Raw genomic sequence first — 21,884 nt, 5'->3', positions numbered from 1 at the left:
CCAACTCGACGACACCGTCCCCCCACCAATCAACCGACACTGGCCCTACCACACCGACCCCACCTACGAAACCGCCGTCCGCGAACTCGCCGGCCGCCTCGACCCGAACGGGTTCCCCCCGAGCCGCAGCCGGTGAGCGGAGCGTCCCGCGCTGAGCCGTACCAACCGGTACGGCTCCGCTGCGGTACGCCGGACGCTGCTACCTCGGCTCTGCCGCGCCCGCGGCGCGGGCGGCCGCCGCAGGCACGGTGGCGTCCCTCGTCGGATCTGCTGCGGTCGCAGGCGCGACGTTCAGCCCGGAGATCCTTGCTGTAACCGCAAGAAGCCCGCTCACCCTTCGGGTGTCGAGTCGTGCGACGACTGCGCGTGCGCCCGTTCTCCGTCTTGATCGAAGATGGTGAGGATCTCGACCGGCCCGTTCAGCGCGCCGATGGAGTGCGGGATCATGGTGGAGAACTCCGCCGCGTTCCCCGTGCCGACCGCTATCTGCCGCTCACCGAGGTGTAGCAACGCTGTGCCGCTGAGCACGAAGAACCATTCCCGACCGGGGTGAACGCTCAGGTGCCCGGGGCCGGTGCGCCGCTCGGGGGTGATCCGCATCTTGGCCACCAGGTTGCCGCCACGCTGCGCGGTGTCGCGCGAGAGCACCCAGGTGGCCAAGCCGGGTTCCTGGTGTCGCATCGGCCGGATGATCACGTCAGCGTCGTCGACGGGCTCGACGAGCTGATCGATCGTGGTGTCCAGTGCCCGGGCGAGGGCGACAAGCTGATCGAGGTCGATGCGCCGGTGGCCGGTCTCGATTCGGCTCAGCGTGGACGGGCTCAGATGGCATCGCGCGGCAAGTGCGTCGAGGCTCCACCCGCGCGCCTGCCGTAGTCCGCGGATGCGTTGCCGGACCACCTCAGAAAGATCGACCTGTGACACGACCTCATGCTAGGTCGTCCTTGCGGAAATCGCATGGCCCCTTTCGATCTGCGAAATTCTCCGTACCGTCGAGACATGAGCAACGAGACGCACGCGGACCATCCCGCGTTCAGCGCCCGCTGGTGGGAGCAGCACTACCAGGGGCACCCGGGAGGACAAGGCTCGCCGAGCCCTCAGCTGATCGCCGAGGTGACGGACCTTCCCGCCGGGACGGCGCTCGACGCTGGCTGCGGCCACGGAGCGGACGCGGTCTGGCTGGCCGGGCAGGGCTGGGAGGTGACAGCGGTCGACGTCTCATCGACGGTCGTGAACAACGCCGAGGAGTTCGCGGCACGTCAGGAGCCCGACATCGCGCCGCGCATCTCCTGGGTCGTGGCCGACCTGACGGCCTGGGAGCCCGCACAGCAATTCGACCTGGTGGTCAGCCAGTACGTTCATCCCGACATGCCGTTCAGCCAGTTCGTCGCCCGGCTGGCCCGAGCCGTCGCCCCCGGCGGAACGCTCCTGGTCGTCGGTCACGATCATGCGGACCGCCACTCGGCGGAGCATGCCCCCCAGAAGGCCTCGATCGGTCTCGAAGCCGTCACCGGATCCCTGACCGACGAGCTGTGGGACGTGGCAGTGGCGGAGTCCCGAACCCGCCAGGTCGAGCACGGTTCGACACAGATGCGCCTCCACGACCTGGTGGTGAAGGCCCACCGCAAGCCGTCGCGATGAGGCCAGCCTGCCAGTGGGCGGTGCGATCCGGTCTCTGGTCCGCACCGTCCGGGTGACGAGCTCCTAGGGCGGTTGCGGGCTGCCCGGCCTACGGCTACGGCTGTACGTCGAGCTGGTACTCGACCCAGATCTGCAGATCGCCGGCCCCGCCCCGGATGACGAGCTGGTGCTCTCCGGCCTTCGGCGGCGCGAGGGCGATCCACAGCCCGCACGCCACGCCCTCGAAGGAACCGCCGTCGGAGCCGAACAGTGGGCTTCCGGCCACGACATCGAACCGGACCCGCTCGCTGGGGAGCTTCTGCGGTATCACCCGATCCCCGTCCATCACCGCCCAGCCGTCCGCGGCGCCGAGAAGCTCGTCGCAGTCGGCCTCGTCGGTGGTGACGCGGTTGACCAGCGGGGCGATGATCGGCCGACCTGCCGGCAGGGTGCAGCGGCGGGTCACCCGACCGCCGAAGGTGCCGGCGGCGAACCACACGTCGCCGGGCTGGTTGCGGGCGCAGTGGTCGCCGAGGCGGTCGGCGACCGGGTTCGTGGCGGTCGGCTCCGCAGCCGCCCACGCCCACCACCGCTGCTGGGTCAGTGGCGGGATCTCCTCCGACTTCCGCCCGGACGGGGAGGCACCCGTCGTGCCGGCCGGATCGTCGCCGGCACTGCTGCTGGCCGTCGGTGCGGCGGACGAGTCGTCGCGGTCGGCGGAGACGCAGCCGGACAGCGCGAGCAGCGCAACGCAGCCTGCCGCCCCGATCCGGCGGCTGATCTTCAGAGTCACGGCCGGCAGCGTACGTGCCGCGCGCCGGGTCTGCTGCCCCGTTTCGCGCGGACCCTGACCCCGCACGCCGCACTGCGGCGAACTACAGCCGACGGTGTGGGGCGACCCGGGTCAACCGGCAGGAGGCGAGCAGAGGCCGCTTGCGTCCGGCACGGCCGGAGCCGTGCCCGGCGTGGCCCGGATGCCGTCGAGGGAGAGCAGTGCGGTCGCGGCGGTGCTCGGATGCCGTCCGCTCGCGGTCGCCACGGCGAGGTGCCAGTGGGGCGGGTCGGTGATGGGAACGAAGCGCGCGGCGGTCCGCTTGGTGGTGAAGATCTGCGGTACGACGGCGACGCCCAGCCCGTGGCTGACCAGATCGAGCAGCCAGTGCACGTCGTTGACCTCGAACGCGACCCGCCGTTCGACACCGGCGGCGGCCATCGCCTGGTCGACGGCGTCCCGGCTGATCCAGCCGGGGGAGAAGTCGACGAAGGTCTCACCCGACAGGTCGCGCAGGTCGACTCCGGAACGGTCCCGGAGCGGATGGGTCGGGCCGCAGGCCAGCACCAGCGCCTCGGCGCGGATCGGGGCCAGCGCGACGCCGGGCACCGCGCTCGCGGGCGCGGAGACGAACGCCAGGTCGAGGTCGCCGGTGCGGACCCGTTCGATCAGGTCGGGCGAGCCGCCCTGCCGTAGCCGGATCTCGACGCCGGGGTGGGCGGCGTGGAACCTGGCCAGGGTCGCCGGGAGGTCGACGGCGCCGAGGCACTGCAGGGTGCCGACCGCCAGGGTGCCGCGCAGCAGTCCCCGTACCGCGGCGACCGCGTCCTTGGCGGCGGCGACGTTGGCCAGGGCGTGCCGGGCCTGGGTGAGCAGGGCTCGGCCCTCGTTGGTCAGTTCGACGCTGCGGGTGTTGCGGACGAAGAGGCTGGCGCCCAGCTCACGCTCCAGCGAGCGGATGGACGTCGACAGGCCGGACTGCGCCACGTGCATCCGCTCGGCGGCCCGGGTGAAGTGCCGCTCCTCGGCCACCGCCACGAAGTACTCGAGCTGGCGTAGTTCCACGATTCATCACCAACACCGATTGCCGGAATCAGATTCTTCTGTTGGACAGCTTAGCCGTCGGGGTGGAGGCTGGAACCCGTGCGCCGCGGGGGCAACCTCCGCGCGCGTCGAATCCGCACCGCTTCGAGGAGGAGCCTCCATGCACACCCGCCGTATCGGTGACATCGCCGTCGGCGCGATCGGCCTCGGCGGCATGCCGATGTCGATCGAGGGCCGGCCCGACGAGCAGCGTTCGATCGCCACGATCCACGCCGCGCTGGACGCCGGCGTCACGCTGATCGACACCGCGGACGCCTACCACCTGTACGCCAACGACGTCGGCCACAACGAGTCGCTGATCGCCCGCGCCGTGGCGACCTACGGCGGCGACACGTCCGGCGTGCTGATCGCCACGAAGGGCGGCCACCTGCGCCCCGGCGACGGCTCATGGACCCAGAACGGGTCGCCCGAGTACCTGAAGAGCGCCTGCGAGGCGTCCCTCAAGCGACTCGGCGTCGAGGCGATCGGGCTCTACCAGTTCCACCGGCCTGATCCCGAGGTCCCGTACGCGGACTCCGTCGGCGCCATCCGGGACCTGCTCGACGCCGGGAAGATCCGGATGGCCGGCATCTCCAACGCCGATCCCGAGCAGATCGTGCTCGCCAACGAGATCCTCGGTGGCCGGCTGGTCAGCGTGCAGAACCAGTACTCGCCCGCCTTCCGCTCCAGCGAACCGGAACTCGCGCTGTGCGCGGACCTCGGCATCGCGTTTCTGCCCTGGAGCCCGCTCGGTGGCATCTCCAACGCCGGCGCCCTGGGTTCACGGTTCGCGGTGTTCGCCGAGGTCGCCGGAGAGCACGGGGTCAGCCCGCAACAGGTCTGCCTGGCCTGGATGCTGGCGAAGGCGCCGGGCGTGATCCCGATCCCGGGTTCGTCGCGCCCCGAGACGATCCGTGACTCCGTCGCCGCGGCCGATCTCCAACTGTCGGCCGAGCACCTCGCTCGCCTCGACCAGCCCTGACCGTGCGCGGCCCCACCCGGCGACCGTCGATGTCGTCTGGTGGGGCCGCCGCCGGCCGGCCGGTCACGCGGTGCGGTGGCCCGCGCACCAGGTGCCGGTGACCTTGATCCCGGTGATCCGCTCCGGGTCGCCGCGCACCGGGTCCCGGTCGAGTTCGACCAGGTCCGCGGCGGCACCGGTACGCAGCACACCCGCCTGTCCGGCCACCCCCAGAGCTGCGGCGGCCTCCCTGGTGTACGCCGCGAGCGCCTGTTCGACGGTCAGGCCCTCGTCCTGGTGGACGACCGTGCCGTCGACGACGCGGCGGGTGACCGCGGCCTGGATGCCGGCCAGTGGTGACAGCGTGCCGGCCGGGTAGTCACTGCTCGCCGCCACCGCGACGCCCGCGTCGCGCAGCGTGCGGAGCGGGATGAGTCGCAGGGGTGCGGGCAGCGGCAGCATGGTCAGCTCGGCGCCGAGGCCGTTGCCGACGGCTTGCGCGAGTCCGGCAAGCCGACGGAGGTGCATTCCGGACTGTCACCGCGGTGACCGACGGTCAGCCACCGGGCTGCGACGCGAAGAGCTGGCGGGTCGTCGCCCGCCGGGTACGGCCCCAGTGGGTGTCCGAGCTGGCCTGTGCCATCACGGCTTCCTCCTGTCTCGTGTCGTTCGACTGACCCGAGCAGACGGCCCGCCGCCATCGCCCCACTATCGTTCGCCTTTCGTCGATGCGTGAACGGGCGCGGCAGCGTTGACGATGGCACACCGAAGGCCGTCCGATAGGTGGTCGTGCGAGAGTGCCCCTCCCCCCGACACCGGAGCGGCAATGAGGCTTGCGGACGCCATCCTGTATCTCGACGACCGGAGCACCGGCCTGCTGCTCGGCAGGATGGATCCCGTCCGGACGGTCGCCCGGGCGCTCGCCGGGCCGACGCCGGAGGCGCCGCCGGCCTGCCGTACTGGCGACCTGACCGTCGTCTCGGCGGCACCGGCCGGGCCGGTGGTCTGCCTGGTGTCCTCGCCGGACCTGCGGTGGCTGCCGCTGGCCTGCGTCGTGGCCGCCCTCGCGCGGGCCCTGGTCCGCCGCCGGATCCCGCTGGTCGGGCTGCTCGGCGACGCCCGCTGCGAGGCGGTCTACCTGCGGCCACTGGCGGCGGTCCTGCCGCCGGGCAGCCAGGTCACGATCTGCCGGCCCGGGCCGGCCCCGGCGGCGGCCCCCGGCGGTCCGGACGTGACCCGCCGACGTGGCGGCGTGGACGTCACCGTGACCCGGGCGGTTCCCGAGGCGCTGCGCGGGGCCGACCTGGTGATCGTCACGACCGTCCCACCGGACGCGCTCGACCCGGCCTGGCCCGCGACGGGTGCCGCGCTGCTGGACGCCACCGGTGTCACCACCGCGGCCGGGCCGGCTTTCCCGACCTGGCCGGGCCTGAGTCACCGGGTGACCAGGGCGGAGGTCGAGATCGCCACCAACGCGCTCGCGGCCGAGGTGTACCGGGAGGCGAAGGAGGCAAGGGTCGGCAGGTGGCTGCCCCGCTGACGGCACCGGCCGGACGATAACGACTCGATAGCGGGCGCACCTTGACTGCCGGCCATGAGCGTGACCGTCTCGGTCGTCATACCGAACCACAACTACGAGAAGACCCTCGCCCTCTGTATCCGCTCGGTGCTCGAACAGACTCGCCGACCCGACGAGGTGATCGTCGTCGACGACGGCAGCACCGACTCGTCCCGCGACATCGCACGGCGTCTGCCCTGCACCCTGATCGAGCTGCCCGGCAACCGGGGCGTCTCCGCCGCCCGCAACGCCGGGATCGCCGCCAGCAGCGGCGACATCGTGTTCTTCCTCGACTCCGACGAGGCACTGGCACCGGACGCGATCGCCAACGCGCTCGAACTGCTCGCGGCCGACCGCCCGGACGCGGACGTCCCGCTCGGCTGCGTACACGGCATCATCGCCCCGGAGCCGCTGATCGACGACGGCCCCGTCGAGTGGTACCGGGTGCTGCACGCGTACTGGTGGCGGCGGCGTGCGGTGGGCGAGGTACGGACCGCCTTCTTCGCCCAGGCCGCCGTGCCCCGTACGGTGCTGGACGACGTCGGCCCCTTCGACGAGCGACTGCGCGACTCCGAGGACCTCGAGTACAGCGACCGCCTTGCCCCTCGCTTCCGGATTCTGCTGACCGACCGGGTCGTCGCACGTCACGACGAGGTGGACCGGCTCGGCCCGCTGCTGGCCGAACAGTTCCGCCGCTCGCAACTGCTGGTGCCGACCGTGCTGGCGGCCCGCCGGCCGGGCAGCGCCAGTCTCACCGCGAACCGCCCGCTGGGCGTGGCCGCCGTCGCCGCCGCCGTGGCCACCCTTCCGCTGGTCACGGTCGCGCCGGTGGCGGCCCTCCTGCCCGTCGCCCTGCTGGCCGTGTTCGCCGCCGCCGATCCCGGCCTGTGCCGGTTCGTCGCCCGCCACCGGGGGGTGCGTTTCCTCGGCTACTTCCTCGCGGTGCACCTGCTGGTGCATCTCGTCCTGCTGGCCGGGGCGGCAGTCGGCGGGGCCCGTTGGCTGACCCGCCGACACCGACCGGCGGTACGCCCCCGGAGTCGACTCGTCCCGTCCACCCCCTCCGGTGACGGACCGTGAACCGGGAGCGGCTCCGCCGCCTACTCACCCCGATCCTCGTCGGCGCGGCCCTGGTCGGTCTGGTGCTGGTGCTACGCCACGACGGCGCACAGGCGGCCCGGACCCTGCTCCGCCCCGAGACGGCCCCGCTGCTGGCGGCGGCGGTGCTGGCGAACCTCGCCGGCCTGATGCTCGGCCGGTACGCCTGGCAGGTACTGCTCGCCGACACCGGACCGATGACCGGGGCCACCGCCGCCCGAATCTTCTTCCTCGGCCAACTCGGCAAGTATCTGCCCGGACGGGTGTGGGGCGTGCTCACCCACATCGAACTGGGCCGCACGGCGGGGGTGCCCGGCCCCCGGATGGCCTCGGCGTACCTGATCAGCCTCGCCCTGACCCTGCTCACCGGAGCCGGTGTCGGCCTGCTCGCCGCCCCGGCCGCCCTCGGCGGCCAGCAGGCGTGGTGGATCGCCGTGCCGCTGCTGCTCCTCGTGACCTGCGCTGCCGTACCGGCGCTGGTCACGGCACCGGTCACGGCGGTGAGCCGGCGGCTGCGGCACCCGGTGCAGCCGCCGGCCGCCCGGCTGGTCCGGCGGGCGCTCGCGCTGGCCACCCTCTCCTGGTTGGTCTCCGGTCTGCACCTGTGGGCCCTGGCCGTGGCGCTCGGCGCGCCGCCGATGGCGGCCGCGGCGCCGGCCATCGGCGCATTCGCCCTCGCCACGGTCGCCGGCAGCCTCGCTCTCCTGGTGCCCGACGGATGGGGAGTCCGCGAGGTGACCATCCTCGCCGCCCTGGCCGCCGTCCTTCCGCTCGGCGTGGCCGGCGCCGCCGCCGTCGCCAGCCGCGTCGTCTGCGTCCTCGTCGAGATCACCACCTCGCTGGTGGTGCTCGCCTGGGCCCGCACCCGTACGTCCGTCCCCTCCACCGAACCGACGGGAGAGAACCATGCCCCCCAACCTGTTCACCCTTGACGACGCCGAACGGCTCGACGTCGACGAGGTGCACGACCTGTACCGCCGCTACGTCAACCGCAGCCAGGTGAAGCTGATGACCTCGTTCGGCTTCGGCCGGGAACTTGTCGCGCACGCCGAAGGCGCCCACATCACCCTGCGGGACGGCCGACGGCTCCTCGACCTCACCGGCGGTGTCGGGGTGCTCAGCCACGGCCACAACCATCCCCGGATCCTGGCCGCCAGAGAGCGCTTCGCGCGGGAGCGCCGGATGGAGGTCCACAAGACCTACTTCTCGCCGTACCTGGCGGCGCTCAGCCACAACCTGGCCGCGGTGCTGCCCGGAGACCTGAACATGTCGTTCCTGCCCAACTCCGGCGCGGAGGCGGTCGAGGGGGCGGTGAAGCTCGCCTACAAGTACCACGGCGGGAAGCGGGGGACCGTACTGCGCGCCGACATCGCCTTCCACGGCAAGCTGCTCGGCTCCGGCGGGCTGACCGGCGCGCCCCGCACCTTCGCCTTCCCCACCATCCCGGGCATCGACACGTTCCGCTACAACGACCTGGCCTCGGTCCGCGAGGCGGTGCGCCGGCACCGGAACGACGTCTACGCCGTCCTCATCGAACCGTTCAGCGCCTCCACCATCCAGGCCTGCTCGGAGGAGTTCCTGCGCGGACTGCGGGAGCTGTGCGACGCCGAGGACATCGTGCTGATCTTCGACGAGATCTACACCGGTTGGGGCAAGACCGGCAGTCTGTTCCACTTCATGCGCTACCCGGGCCTGCTGCCGGACGTACTGACCACCTCCAAGTCGTTCGGCGGTGGGAAGTCGTCGATCTCCGCGTTCGTCGCCCGCGAGCCGGTGTTCCGCCGGGCGTACGACAACCTCACCGACGCCCTGCTGCAGAGCACCAGCACCACCTACTACGGCTTCGGCGAGGAGACCGCCACCGCGCTGGAGGCGGTCAACATCGCGCTCGACGACGACTACCCGACCCGGGCCAGGGAGATCGGCCGGGTTCTCGACGCCGGCCTGACCCGGCTGGCCGAGCGGCACCGGGACGCGGTCGCGCGAGTCGACGGCTGCGGCGCCCTGTGGGGCGTCTTCCTCGACGGCGGGCCCAGGGTGCTCGACCTGGTGGGGAAGCTGGCACCGGTCGGGCTGGCCCGCGACCCACGGTTCCGGTTCAAGCTCATCACCTGCGCCGTGGTGGACGCCCTCTACCGCGACCACGGCATCTACACCTACTACACCCTCAACGGGGAGAACCCGCTCGTGCTGGCGCCCCCGCTGGTCACCGACCCCACCGACGTCGAGTACGCGGTGACCTGCCTCGACAAGACCCTCGAACAGGGCCTCACCCGGCTGGTGGCCCGCTTCGTCAAGGAGAAGGTGAGCTCGCTGTGGTAGGACCCATCGTCGTCACCGGCGCCGGCGGCATGCTCGGCTCGCACCTGGTCCGGCGGCTGCTCGCCGACGGCCACCGGGTCCACGGCATCGACCTGCGTCCGGCCGACACGACCGCCGAGAGGCTGGCCTGGACCGTCGCGGACGTACGCGACCCGGCGGCCATGGCCGCCGCGCTGGCCGGCGCCGCCGCCGTCGTGCATTGCGCCTCGGCGTTGCCCAGCTACCCGTCCGCGCAGATCCGCTCGATCATCGTCGGCGGCGCGCGGACCGTGTTCGGCGCGGCGGCCTCGGCAGGCGTGCCGCGCCTGGTGCACATCTCCTCGACCGCCGTCTACGGGCTGCCCCGGATCGTGCCCACGGCCGAGGAGCACCCGCGCGAGGAGGTCGACGCGTACAACGCCGCCAAGATCGAGGCCGAGGAGGTCGTCGAGAAGTACCGCGCCGACGGGCACTGCGTGTCGATCCTGCGCCCGAAGACCTTCCTCGGTCCCGGCCGGATGGGTCTGTTCGCGATGCTCTTCGAATGGGCCGAGGAGGGCCGGAACTTCCCGGTGCTCGGCCGCGGCGACGTGCGGGTGCAGATGCTCGCGCTGGAGGACCTGGTGGACGCGGTGGTGACCGTCCTGCACGCGCCGCGGGCGGTCGCCGACGACACCTACAACCTGGCCGCCGCCGAATTCGGCACCTGGCGGGACGACTTCCAGGCGGTGCTCGACGCGGCCGGTCACGGGCGGCGAGTGATCGGCCTGCCGGCCCGTCCCGCCCTGGCCGTGCTGGCCACGCTGCAACGAGTCGGGCTGTCCCCGGTGTACGGGCGGCTGCTGCACAAGCTCATGGCCGACTCGTACGTGAGCATCGACAAGGCCCGTGACCGCCTGGGCTTCACACCCCGACTGTCCAACCGGGACGCCATCCTGCGCACCTACGAGTGGTGGCGTGCCGAACGAGCGACCGCGTCACCGGCCGGCGTCACCGGCCGGACCAGCCGGGAGCCGTGGCGGCAGGGCGCCCTCGCCATGGCGAAGATCTTCTTCTGAGGCGGGGGAGACATGTCACTGCTGGACACCCACCCACCGGTCGAACCGGTCGCCCCGTCCGCGTCGGGACACCGCGTCCGGCCGACCTCGGTGCGACACCTGGTCGCCGTGCTGCGTCCCGGCCAATGGCCGAAGAACCTGTTCGTCGTCCCGCTGCCCCTGCTGGACGCGCCGACCTGGGGGATGACGACGATCGGGCGGGTGGCCGCCGCGCTGCTCGCCTTCACCGTGGCCTCCTCGCTCGTCTACGTGGTCAACGACATCGCCGACCGGCATCGGGACCGGCTGCACCCGCAGAAACGGCACCGGCCCATCGCCGCCGGGCTGGTGCCGGTACCCGTCGCCGTGCTCTGCGCGGTGCTGCTCGCGGCCGGGCTCGGCGCCTTCGTCGCCGTCTCGTCGGCGCTGTCCTGGTGGCCGGTCCTCAGCTACCTGCTGCTCAACGGCGTCTACAGCGCAGGGCTCAAACACGTGCCGCTGGTGGACGTCTTCGTGGTGGCCGCCGGTTTCGTGCTGCGTCTGCTCCAGGGCTACCTGGCCACCGGCCACCCGGTCGCCGGCTGGCTGGTGATCTGTGTCCTGGCCGTGTGCCTCGTGCTGATCCTCGGCAAACGTCGGCACGAGGTGCAGACCGCCGGCGCCGGCCACCGGCCCGCGCTACGCAGCTACACCGTGCAGTTCCTCGACCAGCTGCTGGTGCTGTCGGCGACGCTGACCGTCGTCTCCTATCTGATGTACCTGCACGCGGAGGCACGCGTCGGGGTGGCCGCCCTGCTCACCGCCCCGTGTGCCCTGTTCGCGGTGTTCCGCTACCTGCAGGTCGTGCTCGTCGAGCGAGGTGGCGGTGATCCGGTCCGGGTCCTGCTGCGGGACCGGACGATGGTCGTGAACCTCGCCGTATGGGGCCTGCTCCTGGTCGGCGTGGCCGCCCTGGGACACCTGGCCGCCCGATGACTCCCCCTACCGAGAAGGAAGCTGCCCCGATGACGTACGCACCACTCGTGTCGGTGGTCGTCCCCATGTACAACGACAGCCGTACCGTCGATCTCTGCCTGCGGTCGGTGGCCGCCCAGCGGTACCGGCCGATCGAGGTGATCGTGGTCGACGACGCCAGCACCGACGACAGCGCGCAACGGGCGGCCCGCCACGACTGCACGCTGATCCGGGCCGTCCGCAACGGCGGACCCGGCGCCGCCCGCAACCTCGGCGTGGCCCACGCCCGCGGCGAGGTGATCTTCTTCCTGGACGCGGACTTGACCCTGCACCGTGACGCGATCAGCGAGGCGGTGGCGCTGCTGGCCGACCCGGCCGGCTACGGCGCGGTCTTCGGCGTGCCGGACGCGGAACCGCTGTTCCCGGAGACCCTGATCGGCCAGTACCGCATCCTCCAGTACCACTACTGGCGCAAGAGCGCCGAGGGACTGGTCAGCGGTGGCTTCTACGCCCTGGGAGCGGTCCGCCGCAGCGCCTTCGTGGAGGCCGGCTGGTTCAACCCGGCGCTGCGCCAGACCGAGGAGATCGACCATGCCGAGCGCCTCGCCCGCCGGCACCCGATGCTGCTCACCTCCCGAATCCGGGGTCGGCTCAGCGACGAGAGTCGACTGCGCCCGCTGCTGCGCAAGGCATTCGTCCGCAGCAGACTCCGGGTCCCGTTCTATCTCGACCGGGGCCGGGCGATGCAGGGGATGGAGACCGGCGGACGGGCGGCGGCCGCCCTGCTCGGCGCGCTCGCCGTGGCGACCGTACCGCTGGTGGCGTGGCAGCCCGCGGCCGCGGCGGTCCCGCTGGCCGCGCTGGCCGGCACCGTCGCCGCCGACGCCGGCCAGTACCGCTTCGTCCGCCGGGAACGCGGGTGGGCGTTCCTGGCCTTCTTCGTCCTCGCCCACCTGAGCGTGAACACCGCGGTCACCGCGGGGCTGACGGTCGGCCTGCTCCAATGGGCGGTGAGCCCGCGGTTCCGTCGGCTCTACCGGGCCCCGGCCGAGGTAGCGGAACCGACACCCCGCGACATCGGGCCGGCGCCGGTGACCGCCGGCGCGTCGTCGGCAGTGGCGGCGGGGACGCCGAAGGAGGCGGGCCGGTGACCGCGCTGGCACCGACGAGGCCGGGCGAGCCGACGACGCCCATCGCGGCCGCCGCCGCGCGACCGCGCTGGCGGCGGGTCATGGCCCGGGCCCGCGGGGCGTACGGCGTCCTGGTGCTCGCCGGGGTCGCACTCTGGTTGGCGTACGCGTTGGTACGCCGCGCGGTCAGCGGCCACTGGCACTGGTCGCTGCTGCTCGACGCGGTCCCGCCGATAGCGCTGCTGGTGCTGCCCGCCCTCGGGCTGCTCGCCGCGGCGGCCGCCCGAGGACGGGCCCGGCGGTGGGCGGTGCTGCTCGCGGTCGCCGGCATGGCGCTCGGCGTCGACCAGAGCGGCCTCAACTGGCACGCCCTGCGGACCGGTGACCGGCCGGTGCCGGCGGGGGCGCTGCACGTCGTGTCGTGGAACACCCAGTACTGGGACCAGTGGGACGACACCGAGGCGCTCTACGCGTACCTCAAGCGCCAGTCCGCCGACGTGTACCTGTTGCAGGAGCACGTCATCTGGGTCGCCGGCACCGGTGAGGCCGGCTACTACCCGCTGGCCGACGACGACCGGCTCCGCAGCGAGTTCCCCGACTACCACATCGCCCGTCGGGGCGAACTGCTCACGCTGTCCCGCTACCCGATCGTCGCCCAGCCGCCGGTCGGTCCGGACGTGGCGCTCGCCGCCGACCCGGACACGCCGTTCAAGCGGGTGTTCGACCGGGCCAAGGTGCTGCGGACCGACCTGCGGGTGGGCGACCGGGTGCTCAGCGCCTACAACGTCCACATCACCGTGCAGACCGCCGTCGACCTGAACTTCTTCTCCGACTTCGACTTCGACGGCTACTACCGGCGCAAGTTCGACTGGCGGCAGGAGGAGATCCGCGGCCTGGAGGCGGACCTGGCCGCCAACCCGAACCCGGCACTGATCTCCGGCGACTTCAACTCCACCTCGGCGATGGGCAACATGGACCGACTGCGGGAGCTGACCGACGACGCCACCCGCGCCAGTCGGGACCTGTTGCCGATGACGTGGAAGTTCGACAGCCCCACCGGCTTCGACTGGGACAGCGTGCTGGACCGGCCACTTCCCTTCTGGCGGGTCGACTGGACCTTCACCCGGGGTCCGGTCGAGGTGCACCGCTACGATCTCCGCTCCGCGGAACGGCTCTCCGACCACCGGCTCCAGGAGGTGTGGGTGTCGCTGGGCTGAACCGGCACGGCGACCGCGACCGCGGCTTCCCGCTGCCGTGCGGTGGCGAGCGCGGCCAGGACCCGCGCCCGCCACCGCCTGGCCGAGATGGCCTCGAAGATCTCCGCCGCCTCGGTCAGCCGGCCCACCGCCAGGTCGGTACGCCCTCGGGCGAGATCCAGGTCGGCCAGCGCGTGCAACGCCCGCCCCTCGACGAACCGTTCGCCGACCTCCCGCGCCAGGTGCAGGGCCTCGGACAGCCGACGGGAGGCGGTGTCGTGCTGGTCGAGCCGGCAGGCCGCCCGGCCGAGCCCGAGCAGCGCGTACATCTCACCGATCCGGTCGCCGACGTGCCGGACCGACCGCAGCACCGCCGCGTACGCCTCCACGGCATGGGGCGAGTCGTCCTCGTGCAGCGCCAGGTCGCCGATGCGGTGCAGCACCTGCGCCTCCACCCGGCGGGCGCCGGCGGTGCGGCAGTGGCCCAGCGCCTCGTCCAGCAGGGCGCGGGCCCGGTCGGCGTCGCCGGACTCCAGCGCCAGGCCCGCGAGGTTCTGCAGCACGTGCGCCTGGCCGACGAGATCGCCGACGCCCCGCAGCCCGGCCAGCGCCTGGGTGTACCGCCGCAGCGCCCGATCCGGACGGTCGGCCAGCCGGTCGACGTGCGCGAGGTTGCGCAGCACCAGCGCTAGTCCGTGCCGGTCCCCGCAGCGCTCGAAACCGGCCCGCGCCGCGTCGAGGCGCTCTGCGGCGGCGTCCATCCGGCGCTGAAAGAGCAGCAGGGTGCCGGCCGAGTAGTGCATGGCGGCCTCGCCGCGGACATCGCCGGCCGTGGTGGCGCAGACCAGCGCCAACCCGGCGGTTTCGTGCCAGAGGTCGAAGTGCGCCCGGGACTCGAAGAGCGTCAACGCGCCGAGGGCGAGATCCCAGCAGTAGGTGGACCAGCCCAGCGCCGCGCTCTGACGGACCGCCGCGACCAGGGTCATCCGCTCGGTGTCGAGCCAGTCGACGGGGCGGGCGAGCAACCGGTCCACCAGCTCCTGGGGCGGACGCCGGCGGGGGGCCGGACCATGCAGGATGGTGAAGTCGCCCCCGTACTCACGGCGGTGCGCCTCGTCGGTCAGGTGCAGCAGGACGCCGAGGAAGCGCCGACGGGCCGCCGCCACCTCGGCCGGGCTGTCGCTGCGGGATGACCGGTGCCGGGCGAACACGCGTACCAGCTCCGGCACCCGGTACCGGCTGGGCCCACCGTCGTCCGCGATTCCGTCCAGCAACTGGGCGTCGACCAGCCGCTCCAACGACTTCTCCGCCTCGGCGTGGTCGGTGTCGGCGAGAGCCGCCCCCATCCACGCGGTGATCTCCGGTACGTCGGCGAGGACCGCGCGCAGCAGCATTCGACGGTCCGCCTCACGGATGGCGTCGAAGCTGAACGCCAGGCTGGCCCGGATGCCCAGCTCGCCGTGTTCCAGCTCATCGAGACGTCGGGTCTCGTCGGCCAGCCGTTCGGCCAGCCGGGCGAGCCGCCAGTGCGGCCGGGCGGCCAGCCGGGCTCCGGCGATCCGCAGCGCCAGCGCCAGACCGCCGCACAGCTCGGCGATGGTCGCGGCCGGCCCGGCCTCCTGACGGACCCGGTGCGGCCCCGCGATCCGGCCCAGCAGCTCCACGGCCGACCCGGTGTCCAGGGCACCCAGCTCGACCCGCTCGGCGCCGGGCAGACCGGGCAGTCGGGACCGGCTGGTGACCAGCACCCGGCAGCTGACGCTGCCGGGTAGCAGCGGCGGCACCTCGGACTCGTCCCCGACATCGTCGAGCACGACGAGGACCCGCCGGTCCGCCAGGTGGCTGCGGTACAGCTCGGCGCGCTCCTCGACGCTGTCGGGGATCGCCGTCCCGCTCATTCCCAGGGCCCGCAGGAACCGCACCAGGATCTCGCTGGGCGCGGTCGGGATGGGACCTGAGCCGGCCAGACTCGCGTAGAGCTGACCGTCGGGAAAGGCGCCGCGAACCCGGTGCGCCACATGTACGCCGGTCGCGGTCTTGCCGGTGCCCGCAGCGCCGGTGACCACCACCACCGGTGCGGCCATCGTGGTCACCTCGGACAGCCGCGCCACCAGCCCGCGCGTCTCGTCCCGCCGTCCGGTGAAATCGGCGATGGCCGCGGGAAGCAGGCCCGGCACGACCGGGTGCGCGGCCACACGGGCCGGCGCGGCCAGGACCGGAGCGCGGGCGGGCAGGTCAAGCTCGTGGGAACCCATCAGGATCGCCTTCTCCAGCCGGCGCAGCTCGCCCCCCGGCTCGATGCCCAACTCCTCGACCAACAGGGCCCGCGCCCGACGGTACGCACCCAGGGCCTCGGCCTGCCGGCCCGCGCGGTAGAGCGCGAGCATCAGATGACCGTGCAGCCGTTCCCGCAGCGGGTGTTCGGCCACCAACGCGGTCAGTTCGTCGATGAGGTCGTCGTGCCTTCCCAGCGCCAACTCGATGCGGACGAGTTCCTCGGTGGCGGCGAGCCGGCGCTCCTCCAGCCGGCCGGCGGTGGCCTCCAGCACCCGGCTGGGCAGGGCGCCGAGCGCCGGACCGCGCCAGAGTCCGAGCGCGCGCCGCAGCTCGACGGCGGCATCGGCGTCGCGGCTGTTGTCGACCAGGACCCTCGCGTACGTCACCAGGTCGTCGAAGACATCGGCGTCGAGGTGACCGGTCTCGACCCGGAGCAGGTACCCGGGTGGGCGGGTCGCGATGACATCCGGCGCGCCGGCGCGGGACAGCGAGCGGCGCAACGCGGAGACACAGATCTGGATCTGGCTCCGCGCGGTCGGCGGCGGCTGCTCGTCCCACACCGCGTCAACCAGCCGGTCCACCAGTACCACGCGGTTGGCCTCCGCCGCGAGCACCGCGAGGATCATCTGGTTCCGCCGGCCGCCGAGCGGCACCGGGGTGCCGTCGACGACGACTTCGAGCGGTCCCAGAATCTGCACGTCCATGCGTCCTCGCGGTTTCGTCGTGATTCCGGCGGGCGACCCTGCGGGGGCGCACAGTTAAGATTCTTACCGATACTTACCGTTGCCATGCAAGAGCACAGGGCAGCCACGGACAGTCTGTATCATGCTTTGACGTCCATCAACGTCGATGCGTGCGGGTGTCCCGGCCCGTCCGGCGGTCAGGTCGTCGCGGACGCCTACGATCGGGACATGCCCCTGACGGCCAACGACGTCGACCGGTTCGAGGCCGCCCGGCCGCGTCTGGAGGCCATCGCCTACCGCCTCCTGGGCTCCGCCGGCGAAGCCGAGGACGCCGTGCAGGAGACGTTCCTGCGCTGGCAGGCCACCGACATCGACCGCATCGAAGTCCCCGAGGCCTGGCTGACGAAGGTGCTCACCAACCTGTGCCTCAACCAGCTCACCTCCGCGCGGGCACGCCGCGAGACCTACGTGGGCCAATGGCTGCCCGAGCCGCTGCTCGGCGGGGACCCGATGCTCGGCCCGGCCGACACCACCGAACAGCGCGAATCGGTCTCGTACGCGGTCCTCACCCTCATGGAGCGCCTCTCACCCAACGAGCGGGCCGTCTACGTGCTGCGGGAGGCCTTCGACTACCCGCACCGGGAGATCGCCGAGATCCTCGACCTCACCGAGGCCGCCAGCCAGCAGATCTTCCACCGCGCGAAGAAGCACGTCGCGGACGGCAAGGCCCGCACCGAGGTCGACCAGGCCGCCGCCCGACGGATCGTCGAGGAGTTCCTGTCGGCCGCCGCCAGCGGTCAGATCGAGCCGCTCGTACGCCTGCTCACCGAGGACGCCATCTCGATCGGCGACGGCGGCGGGAAAATACCGGCCCGGGCCAAGGCATTCGAGGGCGCCGTCGCGGTCGCGAAGTTCCTGCGCGGCCTGTTCAAACCCGGCGTGGCCAAGCAGGCCCTGCTCGGCGGCCCGCCCGAGGTCTACGCGTGGACCGCCAACGGCGATCCCGCCGCCGTGGTCGTCGTGCACGGCCGGGTCGTCGGCGTCATGTGCGTGGAACTGACCGCCGGTGGCATCGTCGCGATCCGCAACCAGGTCAACCCCGACAAGCTCGACCGCGCGACCGCGCGCTGGGCGGACGTCGACCACGGGGAGCCCCTGTTCAACGCCGACTGACCGCGATATGAGGTGCTTCACACCGCGCTCCTGTCAGGGAACGGCGGGCTGCCCGGTTCAGGTGGCAAACCCGGGCAGGACAGGAGCACGGACATGCGGCACCGCATCATCGTCCTCGGAGCCGGATACACCGGAGCCGTCGCCGCCGGCCGCCTCGCCAAGCGGCTTCGCCGCGAGGACGTCGCCATCACCCTCGTCAACGCCGAGCCTGACTTCGTCGAACGCGTCCGCCTGCACCAGCTGGCGACCGGCCAGGACCTCAAGCCCCGGCCGTTCAGCAAGATGTTCGCGGGAACCCGCGTCGACCTGCGGCTCGCCAAGGTCGCCGGCATCGACGTCGACCGCAAGACCGTCGCCGTCACCGACCCGAACGGCGTCGAAGAACTCGCCTACGACACGCTCGTCTACGCCCTGGGCAGCGGCTGGAACAGCCGACGCGTTCCCGGGACCGCCGAGCACGCCGACGAGATCGCCAGCCGCCCCGGAGCACTGCGGCTGCGCGAGCGCCTGGCCCGCCTCGACGCCAGGCAGACCGTGGTCGTCGTCGGCGGCGGCCTCACCGGCCTGGAGGCCGCGACCGAGATCGCCGAGGCCCGCCCGGACCTGAACGTCGCCCTCGCCGCCCGGAGCGGCCTCGGCGACTGGCTCTCGGCCAAGGGCCGCCAGCACCTGCGGAAGGTCTTCGGCACGCTCGGGATCACCGTGCACGAGCACACCGCCGTCACCAGCGTCGGAGCCGACCGTGTCAGCACCGCCGACGGCCGGGCCATCCCGGCCGCGGTCACCGTGTGGACCACCGGCTTCGCGGTCCACCCGATCGCGAGGAAGACCGCCCTGGAGATCACCGACACCGGCCAGATCGTGGTCGACGGGACCATGCGCTCGGTCTCCCATCCCGACGTGTACGCCGTCGGCGACGCCGCCATGGTGATCGGCCCCGGGGACAAGGCGCTGCGGATGTCGTGCGCCTCGGGCACCCCGACCGCGTGGCAGGCCGCCGACGCGATCGCGGCCCGGCTGACCGGCGCGAAGCCCCCGAACACGCCGATCCGCTACTTCAACCAGTGCATCTCACTGGGCCGCAAGGAAGGCTTGATCCAGTACGTCACCGCCGACGACCGCGCCGTGCCGGCGGTGCTGACCGGCCGGCTCGCCGCCGTCTACAAGGAGCTGGTCTGCAAGGGCGCCGCCTGGGGCGTTGCCAACCCGACGCTGGGGCTGCCGACCCGGCGCCGCCGCGTCACCCGCGAAGGGGCCGCCGTGGGCTCGGCCGTCAAGGCGCAGGCATAGCGCACGGCGTGAAGTGGGCGCCCGCGACGCGAGGGCGCCCACTTCGCCGCCGGCGGGTGGCCTCGCGTGCCGGGCGGCCACGCCGTCCGGCACGGCCCGGATCTCGGTCAGGTAGCCTGGACATGTTCCACCGTTCCGCTCTGCCCCTGCCGGATTCGACTCCGGTCACCAGCGCAAACGGCACCGGCCAGCGCCGGGCAGTTGACACTTCCACGTTCGGAGAATTCATGGCGGCACGCCGCCCTCGCACCACTCCCACCTTCCAGGAACTCGGCGTACCCGTCCCGCTCGTGCGGGCGCTGGCCGAAAATGGCGTCACCGCGCCGTTCCCGATCCAGGCCGCGACCCTTCCCGACGCCCTCGCCGGACGCGACGTCCTCGGCCGAGGACGCACCGGGTCGGGCAAGACCTACGCGTTCGCGCTGCCCCTGGTGGCCCGGCTCGCCGCGAGCGCCGCGCCGCGCCGGCCGGGACGTCCCCGCGCACTGGTACTCGCGCCGACCCGTGAGCTCGCTACCCAGATCGAGGCGTCGATCGCCCCGCTGGCAGCGGCCATGTCCTTGCGTACCCTGACCGTTTTCGGCGGTACGGACCCCCGTCGCCAGATCAGCGCCCTGCGGTCGGGCGTGGATATCGTCGTCGCCTGCCCGGGCCGGATCGCCGACCACGTCGACAGCGGCCATGCCAGCCTCGACGCGGTCGAGATCACCGTGCTCGACGAGGCCGACCACATGGCCGACCTCGGCTTCCTGCCGACCGTGCGGCGGCTGCTCGACCGGACCCCGAAGCAGGGTCAGCGGCTGCTCTTCTCGGCGACCCTCGACGCCGGCGTCGACGTCCTCGTCCGGCGATACCTCACCAACCCGATGACCCACAGCGTCGACTCCGCCGCCGCGCCGGTGGACGTGCCGCACCACATGCTGCACATCGACGACCGCGACCGGCTGGCCGTCCTCGTCGACCTCGCCGCCGCACCGGGCCGCACCCTGGTCTTCGCGCGCACCAAGCGGCGGGCGAAGACGCTGACCCGCCAGCTCGTCGCGGCCGGCATTCCCGCGACCGAGCTGCACGGCAACCTGGCGCAGGGCGCCCGGAGCCGAAATCTGCAGGCGTTCGCCAACGGCGACGTGACGACGCTGGTCGCGACCGACATCGCCGCTCGTGGGATCCACGTCGACGACGTCGCGCTCGTCGTGCACGCCGACCCGCCGGCCGAGTACAAGGCGTACCTGCACCGGTCCGGGCGGACCGCACGGGGCGGCGCGACCGGCACGGTGGTCACCCTCATGACCGCCGACCAGGTCGCCGGGGTCCGCCAACTCGCCCGCCAGGCCGGCATCGCGCCGACGACCACCCGACTGCGGCCCGGGCACCAACTGCTCGACGAGATCGCCCCGGGCCCCCGCACGCTCGTCCCCGCGCCGGTCCCGGCTCCGGTGGACGGCGGCCGGACGGGGGAGAAGGCGCCGCGTCGCGCCCGGCGCCGCGGATCCGCCGGCCAGCCTGCGCCCGAGCCGCGGCAGACCCGGGCACGCGAGTCGGGTACGGCCGGCAGTGGTCGAAACCCGGCGGCATCCTCGACGCGACGAGCATCCGGGGTGGTCGCCTTCTCCGCGGGGAGCCGGCTCGGTTCCGCCCGTGGCACCAGGTAGCTGCCGCAACCGCTGAGTCAGCGTGCCGCGTGTTCGGCGCGGGCGGGTGCGCCCACCTCGTGCAGATGTTGCAGGGCCTGGCGGTACGAGGCGACGAGACTGGTCTGCTCGTATGCGACGCCGATCTCGGCGCAGTAGGCCTGCACGATCGGTTGCGCCTTGCGCAGGTTGGGCGTCGGCATGCCGGGGAACAGGTGGTGCTCGATCTGATAGTTCAACCCACCGAGCGCCGCGTCGGTCAACCAGCCGCCGCGGACGTTTCGGGAGGTCAGTACCTGCTTGCGTAGATAGTCCTCGGCACCGGTCGGGTGCGGCATGCCCTTGTGGTTGGGAGCGAACGTCATACCCAGGTAGACGCCGAACAACGCCTGGTGTAGCAGCAGGAAAGCGATCGCCTGCAGCGGCGAGAGGACGACCAGCAGCGCTGCCAGGTAGCCGACGGCGTGCAGGATCAGCAGCGCGCTCTCCACACCGCGCCGCTTCACCGTGCCGTTGCGCAACGCCTTCACGCTGGACACCTTCAGGCTGACGGCGAGCAGCGTGAGCAGCGGGAAGAACAGCGCGGCCTGGTGCCGGGTGATGAAGCCCTTCAGCCCGCGCCGGCCAGCGGCCGACTCGGTGGCCCAGACCAGCACCTCGGGGGCCACGTCCGGATCGAGGTCGTCATGGTTCGGGTTGTTGTGGTGACGGGTGTGCTTGTCCATCCACCAGCCGTAGCTCATCCCGACGCCGAGATTGCCGGCCAGCAGCCCGGCGACCTCGCTCGGGCGTCTGGTGCGGAACACCTGCCGGTGCGCCAGATCGTGCGCCACGAGTGCGACCTGGGCGAACGTGACGGCGAGGAACACGGCGGTGAGCAGCTGCCACCACGAGGAGCCGATGACGAAGAAGGCTGTCCAACCGCCGAGGAACATGAGCGTGACGACGCTCAGCCGGAAGATGTAGTAGGCGGGCCGGCGGCGCATCAACCCCGCGTTGGTGATCCGGCGGGACAGGACGGCGAAGTCGCTGCCGGCCGTCGTCGGCGACGGCGTCATGGTCGTGGTGGTCGTCATGACTCCAGCAGACCGCCCGACGGCGGCGTCGTCAGGAGCGCTAA

Annotated in this window: 20 protein-coding genes; 14 read left to right on the top strand and 6 right to left on the bottom strand. The window is 72.5% G+C overall.

From position 1 onward, the window contains the following. Positions 1–330 precede the first annotated feature (330 nt). Positions 331–924: a helix-turn-helix domain-containing protein gene (locus C1I95_RS00485; protein ID WP_199523524.1), complete on the bottom strand. Its 594-nt coding sequence runs from the start codon at positions 922–924 to the stop codon at positions 331–333. A gap of 75 nt (positions 925–999) precedes the next feature. Between C1I95_RS00485 and C1I95_RS00480 the strand changes: the two genes are divergently transcribed. Further along, the gene (locus tag C1I95_RS00480) at positions 1,000–1,641 is read left to right on the top strand and encodes a class I SAM-dependent methyltransferase (protein WP_111211709.1); all 642 of its coding nucleotides are present in this window, start codon (positions 1,000–1,002) and stop codon (positions 1,639–1,641) included. Between the two features lie 94 nt (positions 1,642–1,735). On the opposite strand, the gene C1I95_RS00475 is transcribed toward C1I95_RS00480, so the two are convergent. Further along, positions 1,736–2,413, bottom strand: a complete 678-nt coding sequence (locus C1I95_RS00475) for a hypothetical protein (RefSeq protein WP_199523523.1) — start codon at positions 2,411–2,413, stop codon at positions 1,736–1,738. A gap of 111 nt (positions 2,414–2,524) precedes the next feature. Next, positions 2,525–3,457, bottom strand: a complete 933-nt coding sequence (locus tag C1I95_RS00470) for a LysR family transcriptional regulator (protein ID WP_111211708.1) — start codon at positions 3,455–3,457, stop codon at positions 2,525–2,527. Positions 3,458–3,596: 139 nt separating this feature from the next. Here C1I95_RS00470 and C1I95_RS00465 point away from each other — a divergent pair, with 139 nt between their 5' ends. Further along, the gene (locus tag C1I95_RS00465; protein WP_111211707.1) at positions 3,597–4,457 is read left to right on the top strand and encodes an aldo/keto reductase; all 861 of its coding nucleotides are present in this window, start codon (positions 3,597–3,599) and stop codon (positions 4,455–4,457) included. A 63-nt stretch (positions 4,458–4,520) separates the two neighbouring features. Here the strand turns inward: C1I95_RS00465 and C1I95_RS00460 are convergent, their stop codons facing one another. After that, on the bottom strand, positions 4,521–4,964 hold the full coding sequence (locus tag C1I95_RS00460; RefSeq protein ID WP_111211706.1) for an amidohydrolase family protein: 444 nt from the start codon (positions 4,962–4,964) through the stop codon (positions 4,521–4,523). 17 nt (positions 4,965–4,981) lie between these two features. Here C1I95_RS00460 and C1I95_RS36860 point away from each other — a divergent pair, with 17 nt between their 5' ends. The 9 genes from C1I95_RS36860 to C1I95_RS00420 all read left to right on the top strand — a co-directional run bounded on the left by C1I95_RS36860 (position 4,982) and on the right by C1I95_RS00420 (position 13,731). After that, entirely contained in the window at positions 4,982–5,113 is a 132-nt protein-coding gene (locus C1I95_RS36860; RefSeq protein WP_267900682.1) for a hypothetical protein, read from the top strand. 149 nt (positions 5,114–5,262) lie between these two features. Further along, complete coding sequence (locus C1I95_RS00455; protein WP_111211705.1) at positions 5,263–5,976, top strand: hypothetical protein; 714 nt, start codon at positions 5,263–5,265, stop codon at positions 5,974–5,976. 54 nt (positions 5,977–6,030) lie between these two features. Next, entirely contained in the window at positions 6,031–7,074 is a 1,044-nt protein-coding gene (locus C1I95_RS36855; protein WP_111211704.1) for a glycosyltransferase family 2 protein, read from the top strand. Further along, positions 7,071–8,024, top strand: coding sequence for a lysylphosphatidylglycerol synthase domain-containing protein (locus C1I95_RS00445; protein WP_111211703.1), 954 nt, complete (start codon positions 7,071–7,073; stop codon positions 8,022–8,024). The genes C1I95_RS36855 and C1I95_RS00445 overlap by 4 nt, the downstream gene beginning before the upstream one ends. Positions 8,025–8,100: 76 nt before the next feature. Further along, a complete protein-coding gene (locus C1I95_RS00440) occupies positions 8,101–9,414 on the top strand; it encodes an aspartate aminotransferase family protein (protein WP_199523527.1) in 1,314 nt (437 codons plus the stop codon). Beyond that, positions 9,408–10,451: an NAD-dependent epimerase/dehydratase family protein gene (locus tag C1I95_RS00435; RefSeq protein ID WP_111211701.1), complete on the top strand. Its 1,044-nt coding sequence runs from the start codon at positions 9,408–9,410 to the stop codon at positions 10,449–10,451. Before C1I95_RS00440 ends, C1I95_RS00435 begins: the two co-directional genes overlap by 7 nt. A 12-nt stretch (positions 10,452–10,463) precedes the next feature. After that, positions 10,464–11,405 (top strand): UbiA prenyltransferase family protein, encoded by a 942-nt coding sequence (locus C1I95_RS00430; RefSeq protein WP_111211700.1) that lies wholly within the window; start codon positions 10,464–10,466, stop codon positions 11,403–11,405. A 29-nt stretch (positions 11,406–11,434) separates the two neighbouring features. After that, positions 11,435–12,535, top strand: coding sequence for a glycosyltransferase family 2 protein (locus C1I95_RS00425; RefSeq protein WP_111211699.1), 1,101 nt, complete (start codon positions 11,435–11,437; stop codon positions 12,533–12,535). Next, entirely contained in the window at positions 12,532–13,731 is a 1,200-nt protein-coding gene (locus tag C1I95_RS00420) for an endonuclease/exonuclease/phosphatase family protein (protein ID WP_111211698.1), read from the top strand. The genes C1I95_RS00425 and C1I95_RS00420 overlap by 4 nt, the downstream gene beginning before the upstream one ends. Here C1I95_RS00420 and C1I95_RS00415 read toward each other — a convergent pair. Continuing rightward, on the bottom strand, positions 13,662–16,685 hold the full coding sequence (locus C1I95_RS00415) for an AfsR/SARP family transcriptional regulator (protein WP_158566223.1): 3,024 nt from the start codon (positions 16,683–16,685) through the stop codon (positions 13,662–13,664). The two genes, C1I95_RS00420 and C1I95_RS00415, sit on opposite strands and share 70 nt — an antisense overlap. A 213-nt stretch (positions 16,686–16,898) precedes the next feature. On the opposite strand from C1I95_RS00415, the gene C1I95_RS00410 reads away from it, so the two are divergent. The 3 genes from C1I95_RS00410 (at position 16,899) to C1I95_RS00400 (ending at position 20,785) form a co-directional block, all read left to right on the top strand. Continuing rightward, the gene (locus C1I95_RS00410) at positions 16,899–17,843 is read left to right on the top strand and encodes an RNA polymerase sigma-70 factor (RefSeq protein ID WP_111211696.1); all 945 of its coding nucleotides are present in this window, start codon (positions 16,899–16,901) and stop codon (positions 17,841–17,843) included. 93 nt (positions 17,844–17,936) lie between these two features. Next, a complete protein-coding gene (locus tag C1I95_RS00405) occupies positions 17,937–19,133 on the top strand; it encodes an NAD(P)/FAD-dependent oxidoreductase (RefSeq protein WP_111211695.1) in 1,197 nt (398 codons plus the stop codon). A gap of 227 nt (positions 19,134–19,360) precedes the next feature. Further along, positions 19,361–20,785, top strand: coding sequence for a DEAD/DEAH box helicase (locus C1I95_RS00400; RefSeq protein WP_111211694.1), 1,425 nt, complete (start codon positions 19,361–19,363; stop codon positions 20,783–20,785). A 17-nt stretch (positions 20,786–20,802) separates the two neighbouring features. Here the strand turns inward: C1I95_RS00400 and C1I95_RS00395 are convergent, their stop codons facing one another. Further along, positions 20,803–21,840 carry a fatty acid desaturase family protein gene (locus C1I95_RS00395; RefSeq protein WP_199523522.1) on the bottom strand — a complete coding sequence of 346 codons (1,038 nt, stop codon included), beginning with the start codon at positions 21,838–21,840 and terminating at the stop codon, positions 20,803–20,805. Positions 21,841–21,884: the final 44 nt, after the last annotated feature.

The organism is Micromonospora craterilacus (assembly GCF_003236315.1).
GTDB lineage: Bacteria > Actinomycetota > Actinomycetes > Mycobacteriales > Micromonosporaceae > Micromonospora > Micromonospora craterilacus.
This window is presented reverse-complemented; position numbering and strand designations above follow the sequence as displayed.

Excerpts from the sequence above, each read along its gene's own strand:
- C1I95_RS00480 (WP_111211709.1), top strand. The coding sequence starts at position 1,000 with ATGAGCAACGAGACGCACGCGGACCATCCCGCGTTCAGCGCCCGCTGG.
- C1I95_RS00465 (WP_111211707.1), top strand. The coding sequence starts at position 3,597 with ATGCACACCCGCCGTATCGGTGACATCGCCGTCGGCGCGATCGGCCTC.
- C1I95_RS00460 (WP_111211706.1), bottom strand. The coding sequence starts at position 4,964 with ATGCACCTCCGTCGGCTTGCCGGACTCGCGCAAGCCGTCGGCAACGGC.
- C1I95_RS00455 (WP_111211705.1), top strand. The coding sequence starts at position 5,263 with ATGAGGCTTGCGGACGCCATCCTGTATCTCGACGACCGGAGCACCGGC.
- C1I95_RS36855 (WP_111211704.1), top strand. The coding sequence starts at position 6,031 with ATGAGCGTGACCGTCTCGGTCGTCATACCGAACCACAACTACGAGAAG.
- C1I95_RS00440 (WP_199523527.1), top strand. The coding sequence starts at position 8,101 with ATGACCTCGTTCGGCTTCGGCCGGGAACTTGTCGCGCACGCCGAAGGC.
- C1I95_RS00430 (WP_111211700.1), top strand. The coding sequence starts at position 10,464 with ATGTCACTGCTGGACACCCACCCACCGGTCGAACCGGTCGCCCCGTCC.
- C1I95_RS00425 (WP_111211699.1), top strand. The coding sequence starts at position 11,435 with ATGACGTACGCACCACTCGTGTCGGTGGTCGTCCCCATGTACAACGAC.
- C1I95_RS00410 (WP_111211696.1), top strand. The coding sequence starts at position 16,899 with ATGCCCCTGACGGCCAACGACGTCGACCGGTTCGAGGCCGCCCGGCCG.
- C1I95_RS00405 (WP_111211695.1), top strand. The coding sequence starts at position 17,937 with ATGCGGCACCGCATCATCGTCCTCGGAGCCGGATACACCGGAGCCGTC.
- C1I95_RS00400 (WP_111211694.1), top strand. The coding sequence starts at position 19,361 with ATGGCGGCACGCCGCCCTCGCACCACTCCCACCTTCCAGGAACTCGGC.
- C1I95_RS00395 (WP_199523522.1), bottom strand. The coding sequence starts at position 21,840 with ATGACGACCACCACGACCATGACGCCGTCGCCGACGACGGCCGGCAGC.